This is a genomic window from Acinetobacter sp. C26M (genome assembly GCF_023702675.1).
Lineage (GTDB): Bacteria > Pseudomonadota > Gammaproteobacteria > Pseudomonadales > Moraxellaceae > Acinetobacter.
Window position 1 is genome coordinate 3729166 of record NZ_CP098478.1, and the last position, 17909, is coordinate 3747074.

The 17909-nt window shown below is 43.1% G+C and carries 14 protein-coding genes; 5 read left to right on the top strand and 9 right to left on the bottom strand.

What is annotated here, in order from left to right:
* The gene (locus NDN11_RS17170; protein ID WP_251110305.1) at positions 1–1317 is read right to left on the bottom strand and encodes an MFS transporter; all 1317 of its coding nucleotides are present in this window, start codon (positions 1315–1317) and stop codon (positions 1–3) included.
* Between the two features lie 229 nt (positions 1318–1546).
* Positions 1547–2755 (bottom strand): acyl-CoA dehydrogenase, encoded by a 1209-nt coding sequence (locus tag NDN11_RS17175; protein ID WP_251110306.1) that lies wholly within the window; start codon positions 2753–2755, stop codon positions 1547–1549.
* Between the two features lie 228 nt (positions 2756–2983).
* Here NDN11_RS17175 and NDN11_RS17180 point away from each other — a divergent pair, with 228 nt between their 5' ends.
* The gene (locus tag NDN11_RS17180; RefSeq protein ID WP_251110307.1) at positions 2984–3943 is read left to right on the top strand and encodes a LysR family transcriptional regulator; all 960 of its coding nucleotides are present in this window, start codon (positions 2984–2986) and stop codon (positions 3941–3943) included.
* Here NDN11_RS17180 and NDN11_RS17185 read toward each other — a convergent pair.
* The gene (locus NDN11_RS17185) at positions 3940–4623 is read right to left on the bottom strand and encodes an ion channel (RefSeq protein WP_167250899.1); all 684 of its coding nucleotides are present in this window, start codon (positions 4621–4623) and stop codon (positions 3940–3942) included. The two genes, NDN11_RS17180 and NDN11_RS17185, sit on opposite strands and share 4 nt — an antisense overlap.
* A 43-nt stretch (positions 4624–4666) precedes the next feature.
* Positions 4667–5263 carry a TetR/AcrR family transcriptional regulator gene (locus tag NDN11_RS17190; protein WP_033133979.1) on the bottom strand — a complete coding sequence of 199 codons (597 nt, stop codon included), beginning with the start codon at positions 5261–5263 and terminating at the stop codon, positions 4667–4669.
* Positions 5264–5348: 85 nt separating this feature from the next.
* Here NDN11_RS17190 and NDN11_RS17195 point away from each other — a divergent pair, with 85 nt between their 5' ends.
* Positions 5349–6557: an oxygenase MpaB family protein gene (locus tag NDN11_RS17195; protein WP_251110308.1), complete on the top strand. Its 1209-nt coding sequence runs from the start codon at positions 5349–5351 to the stop codon at positions 6555–6557.
* A gap of 53 nt (positions 6558–6610) precedes the next feature.
* On the opposite strand, the gene NDN11_RS17200 is transcribed toward NDN11_RS17195, so the two are convergent.
* Both NDN11_RS17200 and NDN11_RS17205 read right to left on the bottom strand, forming a co-directional pair.
* On the bottom strand, positions 6611–8326 hold the full coding sequence (locus NDN11_RS17200; RefSeq protein WP_167250905.1) for a cation acetate symporter: 1716 nt from the start codon (positions 8324–8326) through the stop codon (positions 6611–6613).
* 1 nt (position 8327) lies between these two features.
* Positions 8328–8660: a DUF485 domain-containing protein gene (locus tag NDN11_RS17205; protein ID WP_004656466.1), complete on the bottom strand. Its 333-nt coding sequence runs from the start codon at positions 8658–8660 to the stop codon at positions 8328–8330.
* Positions 8661–8845: 185 nt separating this feature from the next.
* Between NDN11_RS17205 and NDN11_RS17210 the strand changes: the two genes are divergently transcribed.
* A complete protein-coding gene (locus NDN11_RS17210) occupies positions 8846–12340 on the top strand; it encodes a hybrid sensor histidine kinase/response regulator (protein ID WP_251110309.1) in 3495 nt (1164 codons plus the stop codon).
* 315 nt (positions 12341–12655) lie between these two features.
* Positions 12656–13417 (top strand): hypothetical protein, encoded by a 762-nt coding sequence (locus tag NDN11_RS17215; protein ID WP_251110310.1) that lies wholly within the window; start codon positions 12656–12658, stop codon positions 13415–13417.
* A 45-nt stretch (positions 13418–13462) separates the two neighbouring features.
* Here the strand turns inward: NDN11_RS17215 and NDN11_RS17220 are convergent, their stop codons facing one another.
* From NDN11_RS17220 to def, 3 genes are all read right to left on the bottom strand, one after another.
* The gene (locus NDN11_RS17220; RefSeq protein ID WP_251110311.1) at positions 13463–15559 is read right to left on the bottom strand and encodes a TonB-dependent copper receptor; all 2097 of its coding nucleotides are present in this window, start codon (positions 15557–15559) and stop codon (positions 13463–13465) included.
* A 75-nt stretch (positions 15560–15634) separates the two neighbouring features.
* Positions 15635–16072: a DUF2946 family protein gene (locus NDN11_RS17225; RefSeq protein ID WP_167250913.1), complete on the bottom strand. Its 438-nt coding sequence runs from the start codon at positions 16070–16072 to the stop codon at positions 15635–15637.
* Positions 16073–16091: 19 nt separating this feature from the next.
* Entirely contained in the window at positions 16092–16622 is a 531-nt protein-coding gene (def, locus tag NDN11_RS17230; RefSeq protein ID WP_004802009.1) for a peptide deformylase, read from the bottom strand.
* Between the two features lie 123 nt (positions 16623–16745).
* Between def and NDN11_RS17235 the strand changes: the two genes are divergently transcribed.
* Positions 16746–17897 carry a LysM peptidoglycan-binding domain-containing protein gene (locus NDN11_RS17235; protein WP_251110312.1) on the top strand — a complete coding sequence of 384 codons (1152 nt, stop codon included), beginning with the start codon at positions 16746–16748 and terminating at the stop codon, positions 17895–17897.
* Positions 17898–17909 lie beyond the last annotated feature (12 nt).

The window sequence follows — 17909 nt, forward strand, 5'->3', positions numbered from 1 at the left end:
TTATGCTTTTTGTGGATCGTATTGACGATCACGAATAAATAACCCTGGTAACACCCCTGCAATAAAATAGGCTGCTCCCATGATAATAAATGCCATGGTAAAGGTTCCGCCAGAAGCTAAAAAACCGATGGTTGCTGGTGCGATTGCTGCACCCACACGACCGATGTTATAAGCCCCACCAATCGCAGTGCCACGCACATCAGTTGAAAAAGATTCCGCCATATAGGTTGCATTGACACCGTATGGAATCCCATAAAGAAAGCCAAAGGTAATTAATAAATACAGAATATTGTCAGGCGTATTAAAGAAAATTATGATTGGTAGAAAGATTGCACTGGCCAACGTTCCAAACACAAAAATGGCACGGCGATTGAATTTATCCGCCAAATAACCAGCCAGAATCTTGCCTAAAATCATTGCAGTATAAGAACCAACCATATAACTGGTAAGCGACTTAAAGTTCATATTGACTTCGGTTTCCAGATAACTTGGCATCCAGTTGTTAATGCCGTAATAACCGAACTGTAAAAAGAATGCTGTACTCATCCACAACAAGAACATTTTCCGATGCTTTAGATTGGCAAAAATTTGTGTATAAATACTTTGGCTTTTCGGTTGTTCTTGAGGCGTAACAACGTCCTGTATTTGAGGAGACAAGCTTTTAATTTTTGAGAGCTGCCACGATTTAGGTTCAGGCACAAAGCGCTGCAAAATGATATTAATTGCCGCAGGAATCACTGTAATGAAGAATAGAATACGCCAGCCATGCTCTGGAATAATGGCACCTGCAAGTAGGGTTGCGACAATATAGCCAACGGTTTGACCCGTTTGTAAAGTGCCCAGTACCGTGGTGCGATAAGAAGTTGGAACATATTCAGCCATTAAGGTATTGCAAGCCATATACAGGGCACCAATCCCTAATGCTCCGATAAAACGTAGTGACATAAATTGTTCAAAGCTTTGGGTAAAGCCCAACAAACAGGTCGCAACTGAAAAGAAAGTCACGGAGTGGGCAATGGTTCTGACCCGCCCAAATTTGTCACAGGCCCAACCACCCAAAATACCGCCAATCCCCATCCCAGCTAAAGATGCACTACCAAGTGCACCCGCCTGAAAGGTAGATAATCCAAATTCCGTTTTTAAGCTGGTCAGACTATAGGACAGCAACATAATATCGACACCATCCACCACCATGGCGAAGTAGGCAAACAACAAGGCAAATTTCCATGTGTGTGGAGTAATCCGCTCATAGGTTCCCAAATTGGATGGCCATTTGCTCATATTAGGACTTGCTACCGCTTGAACATCATTGTTCATTTGACACCTCATTTTCTCAAATGGGTCTGGTCTTTCATCAATCATTCAAGTGATGAATACTTTGCTACCGTGCAATTTATTGTTTTTAGCAAAGTGTCTTTTTCCACCTAAAATACGCTTGATGAATCCTTGACGATTGTAATTGGTATAGGTCAATATTTTTTAGGCATGAATTTGCCCTAAGATACGCCCGAAAGCGTATCTTTACGTTCAACTGGATAATGAAACTTTAGTTAGAAAATGCAGCGATGCCTGTTTGCGCTCGGCCTAAAATTAATGCATGAACATCATGGGTACCTTCATAGGTGTTCACCACTTCTAGATTGACTAGATGCCGTGCTACACCAAACTCATCACTGATGCCATTACCGCCCATCATGTCTCGTGCCAATCTGGCAATTTCCAGCGCTTTACCACAGTTATTACGTTTGATCAGCGAAGTCCCTTCTACTGAAGCAATGCCTGCATCTTTCATTTGACCAAAACGTAATGCGATTTGCAGACCCAAGGCAATTTCGGTTTGCATGTCTGCCAGTTTTTTCTGAATCAACTGATTGGCAGCCAGAGGTCGACCAAACTGTTTACGATCCATGGTGTATTGATGTGCAGTATGCCAACAGAATTCAGCAGCTCCCATCGCCCCCCATGCAATACCGTAACGGGCACTGTTCAAACAGGTAAACGGTCCTTTCAAACCACGCACCTCTGGGAACGCGTTTTCTTCGGGAACAAAGACCTGATCCATGACGATTTCACCCGTAATCGATGCACGAAGTCCGACTTTGCCGTGTATTGCAGGTGCAGACAGCCCTTCCCAACCTTTTTCCAGAATAAAACCGCGAATTTCCCCGACATTGCCTGTCTCAGAAACTTCTTTGGCCCAGACTACAAATACATCTGCGATTGGACTATTGGTAATCCACATTTTGCTGCCACTAAGGCGATAACCGCCTGCAACTTTTTTAGCGCGGCACAACATACTACCAGGGTCTGAACCATGATCAGGCTCAGTTAAACCGAAACAACCGATGTATTCACCTGTTGCCAGTTTAGGGAGGTATTTCTGTTTTTGTGCTTCGGTACCAAATTCATCAATCGGTACCATTACCAATGAGCTTTGTACGCTGGCCATCGAACGATAGCCTGAATCGACTCGTTCAATTTCGCGGGCAATCAAACCATAACTGACATAATTCAGTCCTGCACCACCATATTGCTCTGAAATGGTTGGACCCAACAGTCCTAGCTCACCCATTTCCCGAAAAATAGCTGGATCAGTTTTTTCATGGCGAAATTGTTCCAATACACGTGGCATGAGCTTATCTTGACAGTAGGCCTGAGCACTGTCACGAATCATGCGCTCTTCTGAGCTGAGTTGCTGTTCAAGTAAAAATGGATCTTGCCAGTTAAAAGAGACACGCTTTCCTTGATTTGCCATGACTTTTTATCTTCCTTTTAATCGATCTTGATATAAGTTCTGCTGTTGATGCTAGGCCAGATTGCACAGTGAAGCAAACGATGTTTTTTCATACAGCTATGCAGAAAACGCATAGCTCAATTGAAATCACTGCTGCTGTTCTGCTAAAAAGAGGGTTCAGGATAAGGTAAAAATTTGAACGATCTTCAGGTCATCACTCTTTTTCGCAATTAATTCAAGGATGCTGTTATGCGACGTATGATTCCCTCATTACAGTCACTGATTTGCTTTGAAGCGGCTGCCAAACATAAAACCTATACCCATGCAGCACAGGAACTCAGCATGACACAAAGTGCGATTTCTAGGCAGATTCAACAACTAGAAGAATTTCTCAATCTGCAATTGTTTCACAGAGTAAGGCATGGCGTAGAGCTCACCAGTGCAGGCGAGCAATACCTCAAGAATATCAAGACACATCTGTTGGGGCTGGAGCACAGCACCCTTGATCTAATGTCGCATCAAGGACTGGGCGGTACACTCAAACTGGGCGTGGTTCCAACCTTTGCAACACGTTGGTTATTGCCACGTCTTTATCGTTTCAATGAGATTTATCCTGAAATTACCATTCACCTCGAGACCAGTACCAAACCATTTTTATTTAGTGAACAAATTTTTGATGCCGCAATTTATGCAGGTACACCTGCTCAAGTAGAAAACTGGCCTGGCACCACAGCACATTTTTTAATGCCTGAGGAGGTTGTTGCCGTTTGTTCTCCCGCCTTGATCAAGAAATTTTATCCAGCATCGATTGAATACGACCCACCTGCCACCCTTGATCTAAGTGCTGAACAACTCTCGAAGCTCCCACTATTACAGCAAACCACTCGCCCAGCAATTTGGAAGGAATGGTTTGAGAGTCTAAATTACAATGCGCCATATGCCATGGAAGGCCAGCGTCATGAGCTTTTTTCCATGTTGGCTGTTGCTGCCACACATCATCTAGGTGTGGCATTAATTCCGCAAATGCTGATTGAAAAAGAATTGAACCAAGGCGAACTCATCATCGTGTCATCACATAAATTGACTGGTTCACGTTGCTATTATTTTGTATATGCCGAACAGCCAGACAATCCTATCATGCTGAAATTCATCGAATGGCTGCAACAAGAGACCGCTGTACCGACAATCTCAACATATGCATCAAATTAATTATTTTTAGGCTGATGACTAATATATTGCAATGCAATCAAGCGAGATACCACTACAGCCAGATACATCACCCCACCAAACATTTGCAACATTGCCAGTACTCTTGCAGCTGGGCTAATCGGGATCAAATCAGATAAACCTGTTGCCGACTGTAGGCTGAAACTGAGAAATAAAAGATCCAACCAATGTTGTAATGCCTGCGGTTGATTTGAATTTTGAAAACTGTTCGGTAGCAACAACTGACAGATACTATATAGAAAGGCAAATGCCCAAGCGATGAGGGTAAATACCGCCCCTGCCGCAAACAATTCATCTTTGGTGAGATAACGATCCGCAAACATATAGCGCAACAAACCATATGCTGCATAGAAATAAGCCAACGCTTCAAAACTATGTGCGATGATCTGAATCATCAAATTGCTATAGCCAATAAAAATCAGGATCGAAAATAAAAAAGCACCACTGACAAAAACCAGTCCCCAAAAGGTAAATACAGGGGTTTGCCGAATCACTTTAGCGATGATCAGTAAGGCCAATACGCCCAATGACCAAGTTAAGGCACGAAATTCGCTATCGCCATAAGTGAGCATCGCCAAAATTAACAAGGCCAATTGAACCAGCAATAACCATGCAGATGGAAGTAAACGAAAGCCCTGCCAAAATTGTTTTAAGGTTTGCATGTTGTTATTCCTAAGTCTTGTTCTGGTTTTGTTATCGATAGCATCATACTGCATCTAAAAAAGAAACAATCATTTTAGACAGTTCTTGTTGCAGTCGTTGTTCTTCAATGAGAAAAGTATTTTTACTGGCATAACGCATCATGGTAAATAAGGTACTGTTAATAATCACAAAAGACTTATGTTTTAAGGTCTCAAAATCCCAATGCGGATAGTAACGACCAAATAAATACATGCCGATTTCTAAAAAATGCTGCTCTAAAACTTGTGCCGCTTCCGAATCACTATAGGCATGCCAGTTTTTTAAGATTTCGATAAAAAAACCTTGATCGGATTTCAAAGATTCAAAGCCAAAAGCAATACTTAATGTGATGATGTCTTGAATAGAGGTTTGTTGTTGTAGCATCACCAGTTGCTTTACGGCTTGCCCCAAGCTTTCACTTTTACGCAACAATAGTTCTGCGATGATTTGTTCTTTATTTTCAAAATACTGATAGATCGACCCAACACTAACGCCTGATTTTTCAGAGATTTTAGGCGTAGTCACCTGCAAAACCCCATATTCAGAAATACATTTCTGCGCCCCTTCCAAAATGCTTTCGACAATCATTTTGGCACGTTGCTGCTGTGGTCGTTTTCTCATAAACAGACTCGACTGGAATGCGAATTGAATGCGAATAATTATTCATATTAAGCTTTGATTAAATAACAATCACAGGCTTTATGCAATGCAAAGCATCATTAAACCTAAACGCTTGGCTGCGTTTGAAGATATGAGTCAGTCCAATATCAAAACCAGAATTCTGAGTTATATGACTCATCAGCAGGTTCAGCCAAGTTATGCAGAGTATCAGGCACTGAATACCGCCCTGCAAAGCGGTGATGCGCCCATGGATCAGCTGCTGCTATGGGTGCTTCAGAATCCGAAGCAACATCGTAAATACTTTGAAACTGCCCTATATCAAGGCCTCGATAAACTGCCACATGAAATTCCTGAACTCACCCAATTCTTCCAGCTAGTTGAGCAAAAACCTGCTTGGTATGATCAAAACAAAATTGATGCTGCACTGAAATTTACCTATCGTTTGGGAATCAATAACGGACTGATCCTCCGAGATTTATCCCTAATGACTGGCTATATGTACCCTGGTTTTAACCAACCCTTGGTACTGACAGGCGCATTAAAAAAACAGGCAGGTACACGTTTGGCTGAAACCACCAAATGGTGGGTCGATATTACCGAACAAAATGGTTTTGAACGTTTTAGCAAAGGTTTCACCTCCACCATTTTTGTACGTTTTATTCATTCACTCGTGCGTCATCAACTGCAAAAATCAGAAAAATGGGATGCCGACACTTGGGGAATTCCGATCAATCAATATGATCAGGCGATGACCAATATCGCTTTTAGTGGTGTGGTATTGCTTGGGATACGGGCTTTAGGCATTTTTCCGAGTAAACAAGAAGTCGACAGCTTTCTACATTTTTGGAAATACGCAGGCTGGCTAATGGGCGTTGAAGAAAAATGGTTAGTCGATCATGAAGCCGATGGTTGGAAACTGATTTACTGGATGCACTTCGCACATCCTCAATCTGATGCCAGCAGCGTTTCATTGGGTTCCAGTCTTTCCAAAGAACCCTTTGAGCGAAAATATCGCTATCTACGTTCTTTCCAACAAAAACTGGCCTATAAGCAACATCTAGAGATTACTCAATTTTTTATTGGCCGTAAGAAAATGCGGAAGCTCGGTTTAGCTCCACAATCAGCATCTTGGTTTGCATATTATCTGATTGGTCGTAATTTAGCCTTATATACAGGCGCTAAACATATTCCAAAATTAAACAGCTTCCTTGAACAAAATGGACGGCAAGTACAACGCATTGGCTTGTCTTTATACCGCAACCAAGGGCAGCAACTAGCGAGTATGCATCAATAAGCCATAAAAAAGCCCTCAATCAATGAGGGCTTTTACTTTATACTTGGTTTTGATTAGTGATCTGATGCACCAGAAGCACCAATACCTGTCATTGAACGAACAAACTGAGCATCAAAGGCTTTACGTTCTTTCTCTGCACGCGCTGATTTATCAGTTACAGAGAAGAACCAGCAGCAAAGGAATGATAAAGGCATTGCAAATAATGCTGGACCATTGAATGGGTTTGGCGCAGTTTCAGAAATTGCCAAAGTATCGACCCAAACTGCTTTAGATAGAATGATCAGGCTTACCGCACCAACTAAACCAACAACGCCACCAATCACTGCACCACGTGTGGTCAAACCTTTCCAGAACATTGATAACACGAGAATTGGGAAGTTTGCACAACATGCAACTGAGAATGCTAGACCCACCATAAAAGCAACGTTTTGCTTCTCAAACAGGATACCCAAGATCATGGCAAAGATTGCTAAACCTAAAGTTGCAATTTTTGACATCTTCAATTCAGATTCAGGGGTAGTTTTGCCTTTTTTGAACACGTTGGCATATAAGTCATGTGAAATCGCTGAAGCACCTGACAAAGTCAAACCAGCTACCACCGCAAGAATTGTTGCGAATGCGACCGCTGAAATGAAGCCCATGAACAAGTCACCACCAACTGCATCACTCAAATGCACAGCAGCCATGTTGTTACCACCAACCAACTCTAATTTTCCTGTCACTGCTGCTTTTGCAACATCAAGGAACTGTGGGTTGTTCGCAACAAATAGGATTGCACCGAAACCGATAATGAAGGTGAGCAGATAGAAGTAACCAATAAAGCCTGTTGCAACCACAACTGATTTACGTGCTTCTTTCGCATCTTTTACGGTAAAGAAACGCATAAGAATATGAGGTAAACCTGCCGTACCAAACATCAACGCAAGACCAAGTGATAACGCATCAATTGGATTTGCCGCGAGTTTGCCTGGCCCCATGATTTTTGATGCTTCCTCCCAGCTCATACTATGCGCTTGGCTATACACACCAATGGCTTGGTTAAACATATTAGTGAAGCTAAAGCCAACTGCTTTCATTACCATAAAGGCCATGAACGTCGCACCACTGAGTAACATCACCGCTTTGATGATCTGTACCCAAGTCGTTGCCAACATACCACCGAAGATCACATAAGCCATCATCAATAGACCGACGATCACAACTGCGATGTTGTAGTTCAAACCAAATAGCAATTTGATCAACTGACCTGCACCTACCATCTGTGCAATCAGGTAGAACGCAACCACGACCAATGAGCTGAAAGCCGCCAAGGTACGGACTGGCTTTTCTTCCAAACGGAATGACACCACGTCTGACAGATTATATTTACCCAAGTTACGTAAGCGTTCCGCAACAAGGAAAAGTACAATTGGCCAACCCACCATGAAACCAAGTGAGTAAAGTAAGCCATCAAAACCTGAACTAAAAACTAGTGCTGAAATACCCAAAAATGATGCCGCTGACATATAGTCACCCGCAATCGCCAAACCATTTTGGAATCCACTAATTCCACCACCTGCCGTATAAAAGTCTTGTGCAGATTGAGTTTGCTTTGCCGCCCATTTGGTAATGAACAATGTGAAACCGACAAAGATCATAAACATAATGATTGCGTGCCAGTTGGTCGCCTGCTGTTCAGCAGCACCTAGGTCTGGACCCGCGAATGCAATACTTGAGCAGCAAAAACTTAGCAGCGTGAACAGTATCGCTTTGAATGATGTCCCTTTCATCTCAGTGCATCCCTTTTTCATGTGCAATGGCCTCAACTTCCTTGAGGGCTGCTTCATTCAGTTGGTCAAGTTTCGTATTGGCAATATAGGAATACACACCGCATAAGATAAATGACAATACGATAATGCCTAAACCAAGGGGAATTCCCCACGTGGTCACACCACCGCTAAATGAACTTGCTAAAAATTCTTTGTTATAGCCAACCAAAAGCATAAACCCAACGTAGATAAACAGCATGATTGCTGTTAATGTCCAACTTAATGTGCGCTTTTTGCTGACCATCTCTTGAAACTTTGGATTTCGTAGAATTCGATCTACCTGTGAATCATCCATAATTGACTCCTTATTTTTGTGTCCAACCGTGGACCCCTTTTTCACATGGGATTTTTCATTATCCAAAGTAACAAGATTATGCTTGACTCGTAACTTAGACTTTGGTCTCTAAATGACAATCTCTACTCCTTGCTATACCCGCACTTCGGGTATGATAAAAAATGGAATTTGATCACGTGAGCAATATGAACAGTTGGCTTATTCTTGGTGTGCTTGCCCTGTATATTGTGCTGTTATTCGGCTGCGCTTTTTTTGGTGAAAAACATGCCAGCCGTTTAAGCACTCGCGGCCGCATGCTACTGTTTAGTTTGACTTTAGGCGTCTATTGCTCATCATGGACCTTTTACGGCGCAACAGGTGCTGCGGTACGTCAGGGGGTTATTTTTCTACCGATTTATCTCGGTCCCTTGCTGTTCATCTGGTTTGGTTATGACATCTGGAAACGCTTAGGTCGAATACGTCAACATCATGCGATTTCTTCGATTGCCGATTTTGTCGCAGCGCGTTATGGCAAAAGTGGTAGCTTAGCAGCACTGGTAACCATCCTTGCCGTGATTGCAATCGTGCCTTATTTGGCTTTGCAATTGCGTGCCATTGCCCTCAGTGCATCCGTCATTCTCGAGCAAAATGCGCATATCCATACCACTACCAATAGTGTGTTAGTGCTGACCGCAGTGCTGGCGATTTTGGCAATGATTTTTGGCACTCGCCATATTGCGCATACCGAACAGCACGGTGGTTTAATGCTCGCAGTGGCGTTTGAGTCCTTTGTTAAACTGTTTGCTTTGCTCTGTGTTGCTGCTTTTTTCTTATTGCAGTCACCCGACAACATCAAACAGGTCAGCAGCGATGTCAGTCAGCATTTTCATGACCTGCAACAACTGGGAGTGCCTGAAACTTTTTGGATTCAAACCCTACTTGCAGGCTTAGCCATGATTTGCTTGCCACGTCAATTTCATGTAGCAGTGGTTGAATTACGGGATGAAAAGCATATTCGTGGTGCACGACGCTGGTTCGCGGCCTATCTGATTCTTACTGTGATTGCGATTATTCCGATTGCCAGTTGGGCGCTACACTCTTTACCTGAATCACTTGGTACACCTGATATTGCGGTATTGGCCTTACCTTTAAGCTATCAACAAGAATGGTTGGCCTTATTGGCATTTTTGGGTGGTTTCTCTGCATCTACAGGCATGCTGTTGGTAGCTTCAGTAGCACTGTCGATCATGCTCAGTAATGACCTGATCATGCCCGCATTATGGCGCTTTAAAATCATTTCTCGCCATGATCAGCACCTACCTCGCGTACTCAAATTGACACGTCGCATTAGTATCGTCAGTGTGATGTTACTGGGCTTCTTATTCTTCCATTTCTTTAATGATATCAATCAACTTTCAGTCTTTGGTTTATTGGCCTTTAGTGCGGTGGCACAATTTTCTCCCGCCTTGATTGGTGGGCTATATTGGCGTGGTGCAAGTCGCCAAGGCGTCTATGTCGGCCTACTCATGGGCTTTGCCATGTGGAGCTATACACTGCTGTTTCCAACAGTATTGCGCAGCCTACCAGATCACTATCAAGAATTTGCACAACATCTGTTATTGTTTGGCCCCTTCGATATCAATGGCTTACGCCCTGAAGCATTGCTTGGATTCGAATCCTTTGCTCCCCTCACCCACGGTGTGTTGTGGTCACTGGGGCTCAATGTGGTGCTGTATATCTGGGTGTCTCGTCTATATCGTCCAAGTGTAGCAGAGCAAATTCAAGCAGAAAGCTTTTTCTATTATGAAAGTAAACCTCTACCATCGGCTCAGTCCAATACAGATCTAAGCGATCTACACCTGAATGCCGCACGCCTGAAAGTCGGTGACTTATTGGCTCTGGCCAAACGGGTTACGGGTGATAAACCTACCCTTCAAGCCTTCCAACAGTTTTGTGAACAAAACCATGTCGTGTTAAATGAAAATCACGTTGCCAATGGTATGTGGTGGCGTTTCACTGAGCAGTATCTGGCAGGGATTATTGGCGCAGCTTCTGCCCGTACACTGCTCACTACTGCCATGATTAACAATGGCTTGGCACTCGGGCAAGTTGCCAATATTCTCGACCAAGCCTCACAATGGCAGCGTTTTAACCAGAACCTACTCATGACCATGATCGACCATATGACCCAAGGCGTCAGTGTGGTGGATAAAAATATGTGTCTGGTGGCATGGAACAACCAATATTTAAAGCTATTTGATTATCCTAAAGATCTGGTCTACGTCGGCTGTCCGATCGCAGATCTGATTCGCTATAACGCTGAACGCGGTGAATGTGGTCCTGGCCCTGTTGAGGAACATGTGCGTAAACGACTGCACTGGATGAAAGTGGGTAGCGCACATGAGTTTGAGCGGATTCGCAAAGATGGGTTGGTCATTCAGATGCGTGGTAATCCAATTGAAGGCGGTGGTTTCGTGACCACTTTTGCCGATATTACTGCCTTCCGTGAAAATGAAGCAGTATTGGAAGAACGTGTTAGTGATCGAACTCAGCAGCTTGCCAATGCATTGACCGAGCAACAACTCGCGCTAGAACAAGCAGATAAAGCCAATCAATCGAAAAGCCGCTTCCTTGCCGCGGCCAGTCATGATCTATTACAGCCGATGCATGCTGCCCGTTTATTTAGTACCGCATTAGAGCAGAGTGTGCATTCAACGGAAGACCAACAGACCTTGCAACAACTGGATCGTGCCTTGTATGGTGCAGAAAGCATGCTCTCTGCGCTACTGGATATTGCCCGTTTAGAAGGGGGTACGATTCAGCCAAAGCGCCAAGCTTATGCACTGCATGACCTATTAAATGATCTGGAATTACAGTTCAAATCCATTGCTGCACAGCGCAATATTCAACTGTCAGTTCACGACACCAAATTTTGGGTCGATACCGATCCACAATGGATGCGACGTATTATTCAAAACTTTGTCAGCAATGCATTGCGTTATACCGCTCAAGGTCGTGTAGTCGTTGGTGTATTACGTTCGGCACAGCGTCCAAACCATATTCGTATCGGAGTTTGGGACACAGGACCAGGTATTCATGAACAACAACGCCTAAAACTATTCCAAGAGTTTGAACGCTGTGGACATACTTCGCCTTGGGGTGAACAAGGTCTGGGCTTAGGCCTTGCCATTGTACAACGTATGACCAGCCTGCTCGATTTTCCTGTGCATGTTTATTCAGAATTGGGCAAAGGCTCTTGCTTCATGATTGAAGTACCGCTTGCCGAAGCACCAAAAATTCAAATGGCAACACCGCATGTGACGGCACTACAACATACCGCCTATAAAGTATTGTGTCTGGACAATGACGAAACCATTTTAGAAGGCATGCGCACTTTACTGAGCAAATGGGGCTATCAGATTTTTACTGCAACAGAACCTGAGCAAGCACTACGACTGATTGAACAAGAGGACATTCAGGTCTGGCTGATCGACCAGCATTTGAACCATGATCAACGCGGTCTAGACTTCATTGAGCAACATCGACTGCCCCATATTCCAGTCGCGCTTATTACCGCAGATTCTGACCCAGAGCTCCCGCACTACTTAAAACAGCAGAATATTGTGTTGTTGAAAAAGCCGCTCAAACCTGCAGGCTTACGCGCGTGGTTATCTGGTTTAAAAATCATGCCCATGCAATAACTAGCAAAATATTTTGCAACATAGGCCAAAATGATCAAAACAATGCACTTCGGTCGACGATAAATTGACCAAAGTGCTCAAATCATTATTGGCTATGGCAAAAACGTTCACTTACATTAGTGAACGTTTGTACACTTACTTACAATTTAACAAGTGTTTGTTTTTGCTTTTAAATTCAACCCTTAAAATCACATCTACAACTTTAGTCGTATTCTACTTGTTTTCTCGATACCGCATAAATTGATCAAGTTCAACGAAACCTAGACCTCGGCTTGTTGGGTTTCTCATTACAAATTGTCAAAAAGGACATTGATCATGAATAACAGCCACCCTTCAACTGACCATAGCTCACAACAGTTTTATCGCCAATACAGTGCGAATGCCCTGTTACCAGAACTGGACTGGCAAACCATCTTTGTGCACAGCAAACTGGATGAAACACATTTACGCGCACTGAATACGCTTTACCAAGCCGCTGTTCCACTGGCACTCAATGTATTTAACCAACTCAATTTTGATGTGTTTGCACCTGCTGCCTATCACCCACAAGGGCTTGGCTTGTTTGAAAAACTGGCAGAGCAAGAAGAGACTTTCTTAGACGCACTCGAAGCAGAATCATCTCATCTTGATCATGAAACACGTCATCAAATCTGGAGTATGCTGTTACGTGGTGGTGCAGTATTGGTATTTAAAGCATGGTTAGGACATGTCAAAGGCGGTGAAAACCAACTGGATAAAACCCAGTTCGATGAACTTTCAGATTTACTGTTTATCAAAACGCGCCCTGAACAATTAGCCCAACGCTTAAAAGTCGATGCCAATGCTGCTTTGACGCACATTTTCTTAATGTATGAAAATGATGTATTCTTAGACCATTTTAATAGCTTAGAAACCGCTGCTTTATTTGTTGATTTAGGCGTTTATGATGCAGCATTTTTAAGTCTGCGTGATGATCGCGTTGCAGAATATCTCAAAGCCAAAGGCTATGTGACCCAAGAACAAATTGATGATTTGCAATGTGCTTTAAATCCATTGTATTGCGATAGCTTAATGCCAAAACAAGACTGTTTGGCTTAAACTTAGGAAAAACAAGGTGGCTGAGCCACCTTGTTTTTTTGTTGCTTAGAACTTCATACTCATACGCATCCAATAGTTGCGTCCAATATTATTGAACTGCTCACTTGCCCCATAACCAAACATAGATGCGCCTGCTTTATTCAGGTGTTCGGTATAGGTTTTATCTAGCACATTATCTACGCCTACAGAAACATCAACCGCATCTGTGAGCTTATAAGTTCCATTTAAAGCTAAAGTATTAAATGCTTTGCTTTGATTCATGTCGTAGCCAACCACATTACCTTCATTCAAACTCACGCGGTTTTGCTTAGCAACAGCACGCCATAACAGACCCAAGCTGTATTTTTCTTCCACATAACGTAGGTTCACACGTCCTTCTAAGGGTGCAATTTGTGGTAAAGCACGACCATCAGAAGTGTTTTTACCCCATGCATACATGGTTGAAACATCCGCTTGCAAGTGATCTGTAAATTGATAACCGACCCCAGCTTCAGCTCCAGCAATGGTCGCATCTACATTACGCGCCAAAGGATAGCGTTGATTTGATCCACCGTATTGCAACAAGATAAAGTCTTTAATTAAACCAGCATAAGCAGAAGCCCATGTATTCCATGCGCCATGTTCCGCTTGAAAACCTAGATCTAATTGCGCAGTACGTTCGTTTTTCAGGTTGTCTAAGTTATCAATCATACGATAGCTTGTTTTACCCATCATATCGGTTGAACCGACACCACGATCGGTAGAGGTACTATAAAGTTCCCAAAAATCTGGAGTACGTTCAACATAACCTAAGCCTGCATAGGTTTTTAAGCCGTGTTCAGGTAAGGTTTTTTCGATACGGATAAAACCACTTGGGTTGGTATCGCTTCGACTTTTACCATTTTCCAGACTGTCAATTTTGACTTGATCAACGCGCGCACCTGCAACCCATTTTTGATTCGCATCGGTGTTATAAGTCCATTCACTAAACGCACCATAAGACTGGAATTTCAGATCATTGCTAAATGGTGAATTCATGCTTGGCATGGCATACATGATCATGTTGCCACCATGTTTGTTATGCTGGGTATCGACCCCAGACACCACACTGAACCTGTCCCAGTCTGTCGTAACCGCTAATCGGGTGTTCAAGGTACGGCGGGCAACTTCCATTTCCATTTTATTCGGTACAGTCATGTCCATGCCATGCATCTTCATGGTTGTCATTGGCGGTGTACGTAAACGGAAATTATCCATGATGTGATTGTTATAGCTGTAGTCAACTTGTGCTTCGACTTTCTTAATCACATCCGTCAGATTCTTCTGTTCAGCATGTAGACCTAAGCTTTCACGTTTAAATTGAGAACCATCCATACCACGGCCTGCATAGGCAGCTTCACCATCCCCTTTACCTGCACGAAGCTCTAACCAAGAATCATCTGTTGGTTTCCAACCAAGAGCAAGGTCAGCATTCCAGCGTTTCCAGTTCGAATGTACGGATTGATCATCACCATCTTTATAATTATCCGCTTCCGAACGATTGGCATTTAAACGCGCATATTTCGTTTCATCACCAACAGCAGCTTCAACATTATGGTCAAGACGCCCATAAGAGCCCATCACCACACTGGCCTGCCCACGATACGGTTTTTCTTGTGTTAATTTTTCAGGTTCACGCTCAAAAATTACTGTTGCGGCTGAACCCGTATTGGCATATTGAACTGTTTGCGGTCCTTTGATTACGGTAATTTTGTCAAAACTTTCAGGCTGAATATATGAGGTAGGTGCATCCATTCGTGATGGACAAGCGCCAAGGTTTTCACTGCCATCCACCAACATTTTAATGCGTGAACCAAACATGCCTCGGAACGTGACATCACCATTGGTACCACCATTTTTAATGGCATTAAAACCCATAATACTCTGTAAATAATCTGCCCCATCTGTTGCAGGTACAGGTTGAATCGGCTGTTTAGGATCAGCTTGCACCACCAAACCATTATTCTCATTCGGTTGTTGTGCAGTCACAACAATTGGCGCCAGTGAAACATGAGTATGTGAATGATCTTCTTGTACAACTGGATTTGCCCAGACCATTGCGGTATTTGAGGCAGCAAGAATCGCAACCGTGAGGGGTTGTAATAAAAATTTAGGTTGAGCCATGATCGGTCTCTCTTCAAAACATAAATAAAACAGCGCTAGAGTTCTGAAAACCCTAACGAAAATGAAGTTTTTAAGTTATGCAGAGAGTGGCGGAGCCCGCCCTTGTGGCAATAAGAACAGCCGTTGCAGTGCAAAGTAAACATGCTTGAAAGCTTGTTGATAAGCAACTAAACGGATGTGGATACGGACCAGAACTTCTTTTACACCCAATTCAGGTGGCAATACTAAATTGGCATAGACCGTACAGTACTGACATTGATGATTGGGATCATGATGATCATGCTGCGGCATCGAGACTTGAGCGTGCTCAAGCTGATGGCTGTGATGATGTGTACTATGTGCCGAGTGACTTTGCGCTGTTTCCGCTTGAGGCAAAAGCAATGCCTTGGTAATGGTTTCACATACAGGCGCGATTTGATATTGCTTCGGAAGTAGCGGCTGCAAGAAAACCGCAATCTGTAAACAGACCGCGGTGAATGCGAGTAACAAACCACAACGAAACAAAGAAAGCATCTTTAACAGTGTTTATCGCTTAACGTTTGACGCTTACTTTTTCTTTTTCACGTTGGCGAACTACTTTTTCCACTTTTTCACGTGCACGCTGACGCTTTAATGGCGATAAATAATCGACAAAAAGTTTGCCATTTAAGTGATCCATTTCATGTTGGATACAAACAGCGAGAAGTTCGTCAGCTTCTAACACAAATGCTTGACCTTCAAGGTTAATTGCCTCGATTTTTACACGTGACGGACGCTCAACTTTATCGTATATTTGAGGCACAGAGAGACAGCCTTCTTCATAAGGCTGAGTATCTTCGGTCAGTGGAATGACTTTGGGGTTAATGAACACCATCGGTTGGTTTTTCTCTTCAGAGATGTCCATAACAATAAGCTGAATATGATGATCAACCTGAGTTGCCGCTAAACCTATACCCGGTGCCTCGTACATGGTTTCAAACATATCTGCTGCAAGCTGACGAATATCATCAGTGACTTCTTCGACTGGTTTGGCGATGGTACGAAGGCGGGGATCAGGAAAACTTAGAATAGGTAATAAGGCCATACAGTCGTCCTCACTTATGCCATTGATCAAAAAACCAACTAAAGGGAATACTTGATCAAAAAAATTGTGTGTAAAGTCGTTATTATAACGCAACTACACACATAATTTTTAGGAATTATGATAATGAAAAAGGTTTTAAACGGCATACACTCATTTCATGCCTTGGGGTTAAAAAAACAACTAATTGCCGCTGCAATTTGTGCGGGATTAGGCATGAGCATTAATTTTGCCCACGCAGCCAGCCCAAATGTCAGTCCACCTTCAGTCAAAGTCGGTGCGCCGCATGTCTATGTGGTGAAAAAAGGCGATACGCTTTGGGATATTTCGGGTAAGTTTTTAAGTAAGCCTTGGCGCTGGCCCGAAATTTGGGCAAGTAATAAACATGTGAAAAATCCGCACTGGATTTATCCAGGGGATCGCTTACTACTTTGTAGTTTGAACGGTAAACCTTTAATCGGTAAAGATGAAGGTGATGGCTGTGACGGTATTATTCGTCGCTATACAGGTAATACTTCAAACTTACGTCCACAGGTTCGTGTTGAAGCGTTGAACAATAGTGTTCCCGTAATTCCTTTGGCACATATCCAGCAATGGTTAGAACGTACCCTCGTTATTCCAGCAGATGCGATTGCCAATACACCTTATATCTTAGGTACAGCAGATAATCGTGTAATGGCAGGTAAAGGTCAAAGTGTTTATGTACGTGGTAAAGGACTTGAAAACGGTCAACGCTATGGCGTATTCCGTGAAGGTGAACCCTACACCGCATTAGATCAAAATGGCAAAAAACAAATCATTGGTGTTGAATTGACCCAAGTCGCTTCAGCCGTTGCGATTCGTAACGAAAATGACATCACCACAGTTGAACTGACAGATAGTTATAACGGTGAAGTTCGTCGTGGTGATCGTATCATGGCTGAACAAGATGCCATGCTACCGACTTTATTCTATCCAATTGATGCCAATCAGGTAAAAGACGGCGGTAAAATTATTCGCGTGATGGGATCAATCGGTACAGCAGCCAAAAATGGTGTTGTTACTGTAGATCGTGGCACAGCTGACGGTGTTGAAACAGGGCAAGTCTTTAGCATCTATCAAGATGGTGAAACAGTACGTGATCCAAAAACTAAAGAGAAAGTAAAACTCCCGGGGCAATACCTAGGTAGTGTTATGATCTTTAAGAGTTTTGACCGTATCAGCTATGCTTATGTACTCGAAAGTGAGTTACCAATTAAGCTTGGCTCAGATATCAAACCACCTCGTCTCGACGACTAAGTTCTCAAGCAG